We start from the raw sequence: 15,069 nt of genomic DNA, 5'->3' as shown, positions 1-15,069 counted from the left end.
CCTTTCATATTGATTTTTTTATAAATCGATAGAAGATTAAGCTGCGCATTAAAACTCTAAAATCTAGATCAAATGCATACTCTGGTCGAGGTTCTTTACAGAGTTTCGAGATAGCTTTCTTAATTACCTCTACATTTAGAAATTCAGAGATTATTGGATCTACACTAAGTTCTTCAACTTCCTCAATGAATTCATTCCAAAAAGGAGCCATACGGTAAACACCATCTGCACCTTGAACACCCCGAACCCGTTGATTTAATCGTACTTTATCAGGAAGTAAATTTTTTGTAGCTCTCCGAATAAGAGATCGATCTACACCATTTTGAACATACTGTTCTTCCGGGACTGACAAACAAAATTGAACAATCCGTAAGTCATTTGTAGGATCGCGATCCCATAAAGCATAACGTAACGATAATTTCGTTTCATACGTTCCATTTATGCTCCAATAATATGTTTTTTCAAACTGTTCTCTTTTCATGTCATATGCATTTGAGATAGAGGTACCTGTTATATCAATATCCTGTTCTTTGAGTCTATCAAAAACATTCATTTTTTTTGCAAATTCCGGATTGATTATCCTAGGAAAAACATCTTGTTCCTCTGAAGAAAGTAACTGATGTAAAAATGGAAATGCCTTTCTTTTTACCACTTCAAAAACACGTGATTTTTTCACGCCTAGATTTCTACTATATAAATATAGTTCACGATAAAAACGCATCCAATGTAGCTTTTTTAACAACATTGCCTGATAATCTAAAATAGGCCCCCACGATACTGTCCAATTACCTCTTTGGCCACTAAGGAGTACCCCTATTCCATGCTGAGATGCTTTTTCATAAACTCCACTCAACCAAAAAGTATTCTCAAAAAATTTATATGGCATCTCCATTGTTTCCAGCCAATCATCAATTTCCGATAGTGGGCTTCTCTCCGGCAGTTCTAAATAATAATCCTGTATATTCCCTACATGCTTTACAGTTGATTGAATAAATGGTCTTTCGTCGGCTATCCTACCTTTGTGTGTCCAATCTACAAATCCTTCTACTGGGACATAGCTAAACGTATGTAATTTTTTATTTTCAGCACGTAAATCTTTTGCAGCAAAGCTAACGACAGAACCAGAGTCTAGCCCTCCGCTCAAATGAGCTCCTACTTTGTGATGTGTTCTTAAACGTGCCTTCACCGCACTTTGATACACATCTCGAAATGCCTCTTCATACTCTTCATTTGATTTTAAATTAAGCATTTTCCCAGTAGTTGGTGTATAGTATCGCGAAAAATTAACTTTGCCATTCTTTACCGAAATAGTGTGTGATGGAGGCACCTGTTCTATATATTTATAAACTGTTTGCTGTGAATCTACTGATTCGAAATTTACAGGTATAGCTAAAAATTCAGCAAGCCACTGCTCATTCAATTTTTTCTCAACATATGGTAGAGTAAATAACGGATTTATAATAGTGCAAAAAGCAAACTTTTCCTCACCACGATAAAAATAAAGGGTTCGGCTTCCCGAAAAATCTCTTGCTCCAAAAAGGGTTTGTTTTTTCTCATCCCAAATCATAAAGGCAAAATCGCCTACCAAATATTTTGGAGCCGCTTCCCCCCATTTCTGATAAGAGAGTAAAATCAACTCACTATCTGTCATGTTTTTTCTATCTGCATAATCCACTTGTAATTTTTCAAATAACTCATTACGATTATCAATAATAGCATCTGCTGTAATTGCCAGTTGCTTTTCGTAATTATAAAAGGGTAATTGTTCACCAACAGATTCTGGTGTGATCCACTGTGCGTGACATCCCAGAAAAACATTTTCTTTATGCCATATTTGAATATCATCAGCAGGGTACTTTTGTAAATAACTCATTAACTGTGTGCCATGCTGAATCGATATAGTTTCTTCATTAAAATGAATAATACCTGTTATAGCACTCATTTTCCCCACCCCTTATACAACAAGTTACCGCAAAGGTTCTTTTTTATTTAATACAACTTTTCCCCTTGACTTAATTCTTTTTAAAGAACTAAAATATACATTTTAACTCCCAATCAACCATACATCCTAATTCACCTATAAACCTAGGTATAGATACATTTAAATTATCATTATATTACTTTCACGTCAATATAATAATGGAAATATACACCAAATAAACAACGTTAATGTTCATTATAATGAACATTAATATGTACTTGTTTCTCTGTGAATTATCCCATGTTATATAATATTTATAATCGCCTGAACAACTCTCCACTGATCCTCATCCATCATATTGGACCCAGAAGGAAGACAAATCCCCTTTTCAAATAACCTTGCGGATACATCATTATCTTTCTGATGAGAATAATACTTACTTTCTTTAAAAAGTGACTGCATATGTAGTGGCTTCCACGTAGGACGTGCTTCAATATTCTCTTCTGCTAAAGTTGTCAATAATTTTCCAATAGAGATACCCGATTCCTTTTCATCAATCATCATAGTTGTAAGCCAACGATTCGAGCGAGTATTTTCTAATTCCGGCATAAAATAAAATCCAGGTATGTGAGATAATTCTTCATAATACCGATTAAATATACGCCTTCTCGCCCTCACTCTATCTTCTAACACTTCTAATTGCCCTCTCCCAACACCAGCTAAAATATTACTCATTCGATAATTATATCCTATCTCACTATGTTCATAATGTGGTGCTGGATCCTTTGCTTGCGTCGCTAAAAATTTCGCTTTCACTAATGCTTCCGTATCATCAGATACAAGCATTCCACCACCCGAAGTTGTAATAATTTTATTTCCGTTAAATGAATAAACCCCAAACCTCCCAAATGTACCGCTTGCTTTCCCTTTATATGTAGAACCTAGAGATTCTGCTGCATCCTCAATGATAGGAACATCATATTGATTACAAAGCGAAAGAATTTCATCTAATTTAGCACTCTGTCCATATAAATGAACAAGAATAACGGCCTTCGGTAATTTCCCCGCCTTATTAGCATCATATAATGCATGTTCTAGCGCTTGTGGTGACATATTCCATGTTTCCGATTCTGAGTCAACAAACACTGGTTCAGCACCTAAATAAACAATCGGATTCGCACTCGCTACAAAGGTGAAACTTGAACAAAACACTGTATCTCCCTCTTGAACATCTAATAACCGTAAAGCTAAATGAATGGCAGCCGTACCTGAACTAACTGCAGTCCCACCTTTAACTCCTACAAAAGATGCAAGTTCTCTTTCAAATTCATCTACATTTGGGCCAAGAGGGGCAATCCAGTTTGAGTCAAATGCATCTTGAATATATTTTTGTTCATTTCCGCCCATGTGCGGTGAAGAGAGATAGATTCGTTTTTTATGCTGAACTGTTTGCATGTAAACACACCCTTTATACATATTTTAAATATTATGTATCTAAAAACATATGCTTTAATACAGGGATCTCTGGAAGTCTTCTTAAACTATTAATTGTATAATGCGCTTTATAATCTTGCTCAACTATAAGATTACGGTAAATCCCATCTTCTCTATTAATATGAATTGTTATCCAATTTAGTTTCTTAGCAGTTATAAAATCCTTACTTAAATTATCTCCTATATAAACACACTGCTGATGAGGAACCTGTAGTTCCTTACTTATTTTTTCATAAGGAATTTGGCTCGGTTTCCAATATTCTTTTCCAAGCTTATCAGTGAGAATTATCGAATGAAATCTCCCTTTTAACTTTAATGCATTAATCTTCTTTTCTTGGGTAACTAAATATCCGTCTGAAATAAGTCCTATTTTAACGGTATTAACTAAATTATTTAGTACCCACTCCGCTTCATCCAACAATTGAATATCTGGTTTATGAAACCTATACTGTTCTATCAAATTACTAATCAAATTTTCATCGTAAGGAATGTTTAACTTTTCAAGCGTTTTATTAAACACAAACCTTCTTTCCCCAAAATCGAATAATTGAATTGCAGCATTATAAAATCCAGTTTTCTTGTAGTTCTCTTCAATCCACTCATCCACTGCTTTAAAACCACTTACGATATAATCCTTTTCTTTATATAAAGTATCATCCATATCAAAAACAATTGCTTTAATCACCATGTTAAGTACTCTCCGTAAAAACCGCTTCATCATATCTAAGCATCGTTAAGTTTTCTCTCCAATTGAAATCTCGCTCCGTAAACATTTCCCCTTGACACATTTCAATTGTCCATAGTGGAAAATTTGCTCCCGCTTCAATCGATAACGGAATCCCTCCACCAAAACGAGGATTTATTTCAATAAACGTAATTTGCCCATCTTCCTTTTTAAAACATTGTAAAGTAATACATCCAACAGGATTAGGAAGAGCTTTTATTACACTTTCTGCAGCTTTGATAATTTCATTATCCTTCTTGGTCATCCCTTTACTTACCTCACCTGCTCGTGTCTCTATACGTAACCTAGGAACAATCGTTTTTATATTTCCATAAAAATCTACCATTATATCTATAGTATATTCTTCCCCTGAAACATACTCTTGTATCATCGCGTTAGGTATATACTCCTTAAAAAATTCCAATTCCTTTTCATTCATTATTTTTGTTACACCTTTACTAGAACTTCCATCATAAGGCTTAATCAATAATGGAAATTGATATTCTTTTCTTTCAATTTCTTCATCACTATATACTCTGGGCGTTGGTATATTATTAGAAACAAAGAAGTTATACGTGTATTTTTTGTTATTGGCTATTTTATTTAATTCCATACTAGAAACAAGTACTTTTACACCAATACTTTCAAAAACCTTCGCATTATTAGCCAAAAGAATCAATTCTGTATCAATTAACGGAATTATTAGTTTTATGCCTTCAGATCTACATATCTTCAATAACTCATCTATATACCCTTTTTCATTTACACGTGGAACAACAAAATGCTTATCGCTAAAGTAAATAGTAGGAGCAGTTTCTTTTAAATCTGCAGTAATGATGTTCCCGTTCATTTTTTCTTGCTCAAAAACTTCCTTAAATTTTTTTATTAAAGCTACTCTCCTACCAGAACTAGTAAACAAGATATTCATATTATTTTTCATCATGTTTTATACTCCCTTTAAAAATTGGCATAGTTGCGTGGCTACCATTTTGTATGCCTTCTGATTTTAAGACTTTACTAAAAGTTAAATATAAAATTTTTAAATCTAGAAGAAAACTTTGATTCTCAACATACCATACATCCAGTTTAAATTTTTCATCCCATGAAATGCTATTTCTCCCATTTACTTGTGCCCATCCAGTGATTCCAGGTTTTACATGATGTCTTTTAGCTTGTTCATTAGAATATAAAGGCAAGTATCCCATTAATAATGGCCGCGGTCCTACTAAACTTATATTACCTTTTACAACATTTATAAGCTGCGGCAATTCATCTAAACTATATTTTCTAAGAAATTTCCCAAATGAGGTTAACCTAATTTGATCAGGTAAGAGCTCACCATTATTATCCCTTGCATCGGTCATTGTACGAAATTTGTAAAGGTGGAATGTTTTTTCATATAACCCTGGACGTTGCTGCTTAAATATGATCGGAGAGCCTAGCTTAATTCTAACTAAAATAGCTACTATAAGAATAGGCAATGAGAGAATTAATAACAATGAAAAAGAAACTAACAAATCAAAAAGTCTCTTCATATATAATTATACTCCTCACTCAAATTTTTTAGAGCGTCTTCCTAAACCATATCAATATAATAAATAAAAAGAAGGAAGGGCTACTGATTCCCTTCCTTTCACTCTTGAGTCTATTAAAAACAAATCATTTTTTATTAGACTCATAGACAATAATATAAAAAATCCGTACTAACAAATACAATTAGGATTATATGAGGATGATAGGACAAAAAATTGAAAAGAAACTTAACTCGATTAGTTTTACATAAGCCAGATATAATTCATTTTAGTCATTACTACTAATAATTGTTCCTAAAATTCTAAGCAAAAAAAGAAAAGCTACTATGCTTATTAAAAGAACATAGTAGATTTTCTTTTTTCTATATTAATAACTAAAAGTGAATAAACACATTATGCGTTTATAAATCCGAATGTTTTGAATACTGCTAATGACCCAATTTCCTTCCATATAATATTATTATCAGTAACTGCACTACCGGAAACTGATGAAAAGGTAGGCATAGTGGTATATGACGTACCATCATTTAATGCTTCATATACATGATTACCCGAATTAATTCTACTACCTTTCGAATAATATTTAGATGCTACCCATGTTTGATTATTTGCATATCCGCCTGTAGTACAAATCCATCCAACATATCCCGCGACAGTCGGGTTTGAATTTTTCACTTCTTGTCCTAATCCATAATAACCTGATGTTGGGATACTTGACATTCGGTAGTATGGATCAATCACACCGTAAATAATATTTCCTTGCAGAAATTCTTTCCCTGTAATCATCATTGTTGCATTATTTAACACATTGTTTTTCATTACAAGTTGAAGAGTATTACTTGCTGTTCTATTATCAATTCCTACTTGTGCTAAGTTCGTAGCAGTTACATTATTATTTTGAATTACTGCTTGTTTCCCTGCAAAAGCTACATCTAAAATAATAATAGCTCTTGGAAGAGTATCATTTGTAATTTTTATAACATTCCCACTTAACATGATATCATCAGACACATTTTGAATATTTAAGACTGTTCCATTTGTTTTTTCAATGTAACAATTAATTATTTTGAATGATTTGAAATTATTTACTGTAAGTAACGTATTATTTATATCCGTACTAATGATCTTACAATCTCTTAATTCTAACGAATTTGCTGTACTTGATTGTGTGCCTAAAAACACAATGTCTTTAAAGAAACAATTTGTATACGTTCCCGCAAATAAAGTTGGATTTTTCACATTTTTAAATATTGTATTTTCAAAAATCCAGCCTGGTTTAAATGTTCCTGCTGTTGAATAATTTAAATATAATACATCTTGTCCTTCAAATACGCAATTCGATATCGTTTGTGGTTCATTTTTCACTTCTAGAGTCCACTGATACAACGATGACAAAGAGTTAAGTTTATCCACGTCATTAAAAAAACGACAAGAATCAACCCTAACTACATATGGGAATGGTGTATCAATAATCATTTTACTGTTACAAAAAACATTATCAAATATATTAATAGATCTGTTTCCATATACACCTTGAGCATTTATTTGTGCTCCATACACATAATTATTAGAGAAAATAACATCTCCTGCTAAAAAGACCTTTGCTAGTCGGATATTATTCCCTGTTACAATTACTCTATCTGCGCCACCATTAATTGATACCCCAACATAAGCATTTGAAATGGTATTCATGATAGAATTGTTTACTATATAAATAAATTTCCCATTTACAACAATAATGTTATATTTTTGATTGTCATGAAAATTATTTCTTTCAATATAGATATATTGGTTCAAATCATATCCATCTTCAATATCAATTCCACTTTGTGGATCAGTACCTGCGATATGATGAATGTCATTATCACGAATGTACACATTCTTTGCGCCACCTACAGTAATCCCTTGTCTACGACAATGATGTAAGTTGCATTTCTCAATATAAGTATATTGAGAAAAAGAAGGGACCCGAACATTTATTAAACAATTTGTGGGAGCAGGAACAGTACTTTGATGAAGAACGATTTTAGCATAACTTGCTCCATTAGGAACTTCCACTTCATCAAAAAATTGCACATTAATTTTAGCGGATATAAATGCGTTACTTAAATTATAAAAAATAACATCATAATAATCGGATGTTATATCGGTACCCAACCCGCCAAATCCATTCCCATAAAGACCGAAATAACCATACTTTACAATAGCAGCTTGCTTCATATCAATTTGTAATTTGGAGCGTATCTTTGTCGTACTACTTACTAACGAACCATCTGTTGTACTGATTGAGCCTTGTTCAAATGAACTAGCTAATGATGTTGGAAAAGGCGAAATCTGACCAAAAGTACTGTTAAGTGTAATGGCATCTCCTGTACAATTCAAAATATCTAGATTATCTAAAGATACAAATCTTGTATTATTCCCTCCATCGGCAGTCGGAGTAAAACTCCCCACTGCAACGCCGTATCCTCCCTCATGTGTTCCTCCGCTAGAGTAATCATGCGTATCTTTATCTCCCTGGATAATACCATTTGTAACCCTAGAGTAGACTTGATTTTTACAGAAACTCACAATCGCATATCCCGTCAAGTTATTTGTTTCCATTTTTAAAGTTGCACCATTCAAATTTAGCGTTAGGTAACTTTGTGGTTCAATTGGTTTATTTTTATCAATCAAGTACGTTCCTTTTGGTAATACAACTTCTGTATATCCTTGTTGAGATGCCCACTTTAAAGCATTATTAATACCTTGAGAAGTGTTAACGGCATCAGTTCCATCATTTTTAGCATTCCATCTATTTAATTCAAGCACATATGTGTTTGAATTAAATGTATCTTCTGGGGATTTTGGAACCCATTTTGATTTTGTACTATCATAAGTCAAAATATCATTATTCGAAGGCATCTTGCTTGTTAAATCTACGTCACTAAGATCTCCCAGATTAGCCAAATCAATTTACACCTCTTTCTTGTTTTTCTATATATTATGTTTAGCGAGGTAAATTGATTGGATATTAATAATAGAGAAAAGAATAAAAGCGGCTGAACATAAAGTGACTTTATATCTCAAATTTTTACCGTTAGACAGTAGAAACGTTGAAAGAACATGAACAGAGACGTATAGTATGATAGCCGATTTAAATGCTACATTTTTATTCTACTTGCAAAATACTCTATTACTGATTTATCAAAGTTTTGATCAAATTTCCTTGCAAAATATTGATCTGAGCTTTCTATTGAATTGATATCTTCCAAGGTGAAGGTAATCGGATGATTTCGGGTTTTAAAAGTCTGGCCCCACCTCAAGTATATTAAATTATTATTTACAACTTGAGATTTGTACTCCGAATTCATTATTATTGTCTGAAAAAACCATTCATCTGGACATAAAGCATTTTTAAAAGCATCATAGTACCATTCATTTCTTTCTAAAAAATCTATAATATATCTTGCAATATCCAAAGGGATACAAAACCACGATGAACCGTGATAAAGTGAGAACTCTTCAGGCAACTTATATGGGTTGGGAAACATGTTAAATCCCCAACCATATAAACGCATAATTATTCTTCTAAAAACTCTAAAAGGATGAAATACATTGTATTGTTTCCTTGCTACCTTTGGCCAACTGATATTCTGAAAAGAAACATCTGAATTACTCCTTTCAATATGAGTTGCTGTCATAAATATTTTGTTTTTATTATTTAATAGAAAATCTTTAAATCCGTTTTTCACCAATAAATCTTGACCACTTCTAAGGCACACAAAATCGTAACTTTTTTGTGTATCTATTACTTTTTTTAGCAACAAAATCGTAGCATCTATCTGGCTTATATCACCCCATTTTACGTCTATATTCTCATGCAAAACTTCCACATTAGGATTTCTTAATATTTTCCTACATAATTCATTGTGTGTTTTTTTATCAATATGAACAAATACATCGGCTTGTTCTTCTGAGATAATTTGGTTAATAAACCCATTTACTTGATCTGGATTTTTGTGGATTTGTAAGATATATGCTGTACGCGGAACTGTAGTATTCTCAATACGGTTCTTTGAAAGTAATTCAGAAAATTCAGTTAAATTAGGTACCATACCTTTACAGTCGTTCATAATTTCCTCCACTAAAATAAATTGACTAAATTCACACGTTCATTATATAAAACCATGAGAACTAATTTAAGTTAGATATTTTTTGCTTATTCATTTACATTTTCTATACCAGAAAGCTATTATTCCTCATATTGCTCTTCAACTATTTTTAATATTTCTGAAATAAGTTTTTTTTTGTTAATAACTTAGATAGAATTTTGTTAACAATTTGTCTTACTATATCCCGTAAATATTTAAACTCTTCATGTTTTCTAAACGTAATTAAAAAAATTACATTGGGAATAATAAGACACAAAATACTGCGTATTACCATATTTATAAATATATCGGTATAAAAGATATTGCCAAGAGTATCTGTTATGATTACAGAAACAAAAACTAGAAATCCAAACAAACTATATCTAACAAAATATAATTTTACCGATCTTTTGAAAACAAATTTAAATATAACATACGGATCGTACCAAAAATAGGTACACAATCTGCTGATAACAGTACCCAAAAATACACCTGCAATTCCTATTTGCTTCGCGAGAATTATAGAAACTACAATATTTATAACAGCCGCTATAATAGGTCTATATTTTCCTTTTTTAAATAAGCCAGTGGTTTCTCTAAAAGTTGTGGCCGCATTTTGCATTCCAGCAGTAAAAAAATTTAGTATTATGGCAAATATTATGTATTTATTAAACACATAATTCTCACCTAACCATAGAGTTATAAATGGATTCATTAAATTCCAAAGACAAACCGTACAAAATCCATATATCCAAAAATTAGCGAAATTTATCACACGAAAAATAAAATATTTTTTTTCCGCATCTTCTTTAACATTTAAATTCCCGACACTGGCAGTAATAGAATAAAAAAAATACCCTAACAAGGTATTTAATGTGTTTAAAATCAACAAATAGTTCGAATACATACCAACCCAAATAATTCCAATAAATTTAGAGATAACAATATTATCAGTTCCGTTAATTACTACACCACTAATTTTGTATAATAATAAAGCATACAAATTTTCAAAGAATAGCTTTCTATCTTTTTTGGATAGTTTTGCATTATTTTTCCCTTGTAAATATGGATATAATTTATTTGCCTTATTTGCAATATATATATTTTCAATCACTCTCAATGCTAATTGAACTATTAGTACCAAAATATAATTACTTGTAGCTATCAATAAAAAAACTTGTAACGAGTGGGATATGATTGTGAATATACTATGTATTTTAGAAATAACATGATTACGTTGATCAGCAATAATAATTGATTGCTTATACACAAAATAATATGATGAAACTGAACTTACTAAAAATAAGAGATAGATCATGTTAATATTTTCAATTATAGTATGTGCATTCGTTATATAAGGAAGAAATGGTAACAGTGATAACCCTAGTAACAAAACTATTAATCCTATTAATCTGTATGCTTTTTGATATAAGTTCATTAATGCCTGTATTTTATAAATATCATTTTCAGCTAAAGGCCTGTATAAACTATAAATTATAGCAGTATCAAAACCCAAATTAGCTAGTGAAAACATAATTAATATACTTGTAAAAAGTCCATCCACACCTAAATATTCTATGCCGAGTGTATAAATAAAAGCCGTTCTAACAATGAACCCCATACCAATACTGATTATTTGTCCAGACAAACCAAATAATATATTTTTCAGGGAATTTTGTATTCTCATAATAATACCCTCTATTTTTAATTGTTTTGTTTAAGTATTGCATTTACTTTAATACTAATCTTTCTCTTTAAAATAGGAAAAAATTTTGTTATTCTGTATTTTAATAATGCTTTTCTTCGCTGCGCTTTAAAATCATAATCTAAAAACCAATCTAGTAAATCTTTATCTAATATATAAGTGTAGTTTTGCTTCATCCGAACTTGAATTAGATTCCAATACATAACAATAAACGTATTTGTAAAAAACTTAACCTCATTATTTAAAGATTTTTTGACGTACTGAAAAAGATTATTTGGGATATTGAATCCATACTCCCGAGGATCTTTTCCTTCAGCAACAATTCCCATAATAGTTCTTAAACATTTTTCACATTTACAACAATTTTCTTCATTTTTAAAACATACCCTGATGTTAACCGATTCCTTATTAATTGAATAATGGTCCACAACCACTTTAACTTTATCCTGCCTAGTAAGTTCGTATCCATCGTGAAAAACTTCACCCGATGCATATTTTATTTCATTGTCCACTGTTGGGTCAGATGCACAAGTAACTTGATATAAAGGGGAATTAGAACTTGCAATATATATGCATTTTATCTTAAGTTTGAAAGCTATAGGAATAGCTGCAGATATTATTGCTAATCCATGGTGTAATCCATGCCACCATGTATCTTCTAATTTGTCTCTAAAGTCATGATCAACATTCCCAGCGATTATAAAAGTACCATAATTAGATTGTATAAGAATGTTTTCTAATCCATTATCTTTTGCAAAATTTATAACATTTTCTTTATCTGCATCCCACACATTACTGCTCTCTATATCATCTTCATGCCATCCATATTCAGTAACCAATAACGGCTTTTTATCCTTTATTCTTATAAAAGTAGTAAGTGCATCAAGGCCTCCACTAAATAGAGATGATGCCTCTAGTCTAGGAATATAAGTATTGTCAACAATTTTATCTACAACAATAGAACCCATAAATTTGACATTAGGAAACATGTTTTGATATGCATTCTTTATATTATTTAGACAGACATAAAAGGATTTATCTAATTCTTTTATCACTATTGTTGAATCAGTAATCCATATAAGAGGGACTACATTCGCAACAAATGGAATAGCTAAAATGCTATTTGGAATATCAGATAAATCATAGTTGTATTCAAGAAACATATGATTACTTGTTTTAAAATACTTTTGTAAATCCCCCTTGATACTAAAAAAGTAATCCACCCTGTTATTTTTTATTATAATTTTATCAAGAATTATACTATTCATTTTTTCCTCCTAATAAACCACCTATTTTGCCGCATTATTCTAATTAATTAGAGAATTGTCTTAACCATAGATTTACCACATCAAAATCTACCTTAACATCTGTTATTATTTCTGAATTAATCATTTTTTCAAGATTATTAAAATCAGCTCTATCGATTAAATTTAAATTGTATGTCTCGCCCATCCCCTGGGCTCTTTCATCTATTGAAATAATTATTGTACGTTTTTTATGTCGCATTGCAAATATACCGCCATGTAAACGCGTTCCGATATAATCCACCTCTGTATTAAGTATTTTTTCGTATTCTTCTATAGTAGGTGGCACAATTTTTATTTCTTGTATATCTTTTAATTCTTTAAAATATTCAAGATCTCCCGCGTCTTGTATCCAAAAATAAACATTTTTATAATTTTTATTAAGTACATCTATCAATAATTGATCCTTTACACAATTCTTAGAATGATGAGTAAGTGTAAAAACAACTGATTCTGATTTTTTTGTCGGAATTTCCTTACAAAATTCAGGTGTAAGGGACCACAATGTTGCACAACCTGTATTTAAAGCTTTAAACCCCATTTCTTCTAAAAATCTTTTTGTCCTTTCGTCTCTAACACTATGTACATATTCATGTGATAGAACTTTTTTATATAACAACTTTGTATATGCATTTATCTTATTACCTTTCCCTGCACCAACACCAACTAAAATACTCCCTTTTAAAGGAGCACAATTAAACATATTAATATTCCATTGAGGAAAATGAGTAAGCATGTCCATCACTAGCAAGTTTGAACCACCTACAAACTTATATTTAGCACTACTATAAATCTGTACTCGATGTGAATTTCTTGCTACTTGATACCAATGAAATGGTGAAACATGAGTGGGTAATGTTAAAACATATGCATTTTTAGTTATATCAGATAGCTGGTACTTTACACACTTCATTATTATGTCATCGCCCTTGTTAAGAGAACCTACCGACGTATCTAATACTAAAACATTTTCCATGAAAGCAATTCCTCCAAGTATCTTTTATAAACAACAAAAGATTTTTTAATTTTATAACTTAATCTATTATCATTCAATTAATCTATATACCTTTTCCACTTCTGCTTCATTACCATAATTCCGTTGACTAGTATTATTCACAATTTTATTTCTGAATTCGACATTATCAACCATTTTTTTTATTCCCCCTACAATCCCCTCAACACCCATTGGACAAATCCATCCATCTACACCATTCTCTAACTGGCTTTTTGCAGTTGGAAAATTAGTTATAAGTACTGGTTTTTTAAGAATTTGCGCCTCACGTACCGTCACAGCCTTTCCTTCATATCTGGATGGTTGCACATATATATCACATGCTTTTATATACGGATACGGATTGGTCTTCTTGCCTAGCAGAAAGAATCTATCTTGAAGCTCTAGTTTATCTATCAATATTTTAAGTTCAGTTTCTTGAGGTCCATATCCAACAATGTACCACTCAATATCATATCCTTGATCCAATAGTTTCCGAAAGGCATGTATAGCATCATCAATTCCCTTAGCGTGTGAAAGTCTACCTACAGTAACTAGTTTTATCCGTCCAAGATTAGCTGGTATTTCATGAGTAATATCTTGATTAGATTGCTCACGTATAAACTCAGGAGATATTATATTTTCAATAACTTGTACTTTTTTATTAATATAAGGAATGCTACTAAGAAATGTATCTCTACAACTTTCAGAAACAGCCACGATATCATCTACTTCTTTCCACATTTTATATTCCATACTTTTATTAAGTTGTATGTTGGAATAATCTGTATGGATCCACCCGATTTTTCTTTTCGCTCGAACTTTATTACCTATGAAATAATGTGGCCACAAAAAACTAATCGCAACATCGTACTCTTCTTCCAACCTTGGAAGAAATGGAAGAGACATTCTCCAGCCATATTGAATGACAAAGTATCCTGGCTCTTCACTCTTCACACACCCCCCATGCACAGTACCCATAACTTTCCCTATCAATCTTGTTATCCCAATAGAGATATGCCCCTCTTGTACTATTTGTTTAATTGATTTCCTAAAAGTAGTATATTTTTTTAATTCTTGTAACAAATTCGGTTCTTTAGGTAATAAAGAAAAAAACTCTCCCTCATGTTTAAATAACATTAAATCTATATCGTATCTACTGTAATCAATTGTATTTAACAAACCAATCAAGCTTCTTTCTACTCCACCAATTGCTAAATCAAAAGATGTAATCAATATTTTTTTCTTTTTCATCATCGAATACC

Annotated in this window: 11 protein-coding genes; all 11 read right to left on the bottom strand. The window is 31.5% G+C overall.

All coding sequences use genetic code 11. From position 1 onward, the window contains the following. Positions 1-4: 4 nt before the first annotated feature. Positions 5-1,942 (bottom strand): lasso peptide isopeptide bond-forming cyclase, encoded by a 1,938-nt coding sequence (locus tag ACE38F_RS10825; protein ID WP_375370916.1) that lies wholly within the window; start codon positions 1,940-1,942, stop codon positions 5-7. Positions 1,943-2,224: 282 nt separating this feature from the next. Beyond that, a complete protein-coding gene (locus ACE38F_RS10820) occupies positions 2,225-3,376 on the bottom strand; it encodes an aminotransferase class I/II-fold pyridoxal phosphate-dependent enzyme (RefSeq protein ID WP_375370917.1) in 1,152 nt (383 codons plus the stop codon). Positions 3,377-3,407: 31 nt separating this feature from the next. Further along, a complete protein-coding gene (locus tag ACE38F_RS10815) occupies positions 3,408-4,103 on the bottom strand; it encodes an HAD family hydrolase (protein WP_341306079.1) in 696 nt (231 codons plus the stop codon). A gap of 1 nt (position 4,104) precedes the next feature. After that, the gene (locus ACE38F_RS10810) at positions 4,105-5,067 is read right to left on the bottom strand and encodes an ATP-grasp domain-containing protein (protein ID WP_375370929.1); all 963 of its coding nucleotides are present in this window, start codon (positions 5,065-5,067) and stop codon (positions 4,105-4,107) included. A 1-nt stretch (position 5,068) separates the two neighbouring features. Further along, a complete protein-coding gene (locus tag ACE38F_RS10805; protein ID WP_341306077.1) occupies positions 5,069-5,674 on the bottom strand; it encodes a sugar transferase in 606 nt (201 codons plus the stop codon). Between the two features lie 390 nt (positions 5,675-6,064). Beyond that, a complete protein-coding gene (locus ACE38F_RS10800; protein ID WP_375370930.1) occupies positions 6,065-8,575 on the bottom strand; it encodes a right-handed parallel beta-helix repeat-containing protein in 2,511 nt (836 codons plus the stop codon). Positions 8,576-8,814: 239 nt separating this feature from the next. Next, complete coding sequence (locus ACE38F_RS10795; RefSeq protein WP_341306076.1) at positions 8,815-9,786, bottom strand: beta-1,6-N-acetylglucosaminyltransferase; 972 nt, start codon at positions 9,784-9,786, stop codon at positions 8,815-8,817. Between the two features lie 148 nt (positions 9,787-9,934). Further along, positions 9,935-11,491, bottom strand: a complete 1,557-nt coding sequence (locus ACE38F_RS10790; RefSeq protein ID WP_375370918.1) for a lipopolysaccharide biosynthesis protein — start codon at positions 11,489-11,491, stop codon at positions 9,935-9,937. A 17-nt stretch (positions 11,492-11,508) separates the two neighbouring features. Beyond that, a complete protein-coding gene (locus ACE38F_RS10785) occupies positions 11,509-12,777 on the bottom strand; it encodes a peptidase (protein WP_341306074.1) in 1,269 nt (422 codons plus the stop codon). Positions 12,778-12,820: 43 nt separating this feature from the next. After that, on the bottom strand, positions 12,821-13,789 hold the full coding sequence (locus ACE38F_RS10780) for a polysaccharide pyruvyl transferase family protein (protein WP_341306073.1): 969 nt from the start codon (positions 13,787-13,789) through the stop codon (positions 12,821-12,823). Positions 13,790-13,858: 69 nt separating this feature from the next. Then, positions 13,859-15,058 carry a glycosyltransferase gene (locus ACE38F_RS10775; protein WP_375370931.1) on the bottom strand — a complete coding sequence of 400 codons (1,200 nt, stop codon included), beginning with the start codon at positions 15,056-15,058 and terminating at the stop codon, positions 13,859-13,861. Positions 15,059-15,069: the final 11 nt, after the last annotated feature.

Origin of the sequence: Bacillus altaicus (assembly GCF_042136375.2) — a bacterium.
In the GTDB taxonomy this organism is placed as follows: Bacteria; Bacillota; Bacilli; order Bacillales; family Bacillaceae_G; genus Bacillus_A; species Bacillus_A cereus_U.
Note: the sequence above shows the minus strand (reverse complement) of the source record. Positions and strands in the feature narration are given on the sequence as shown.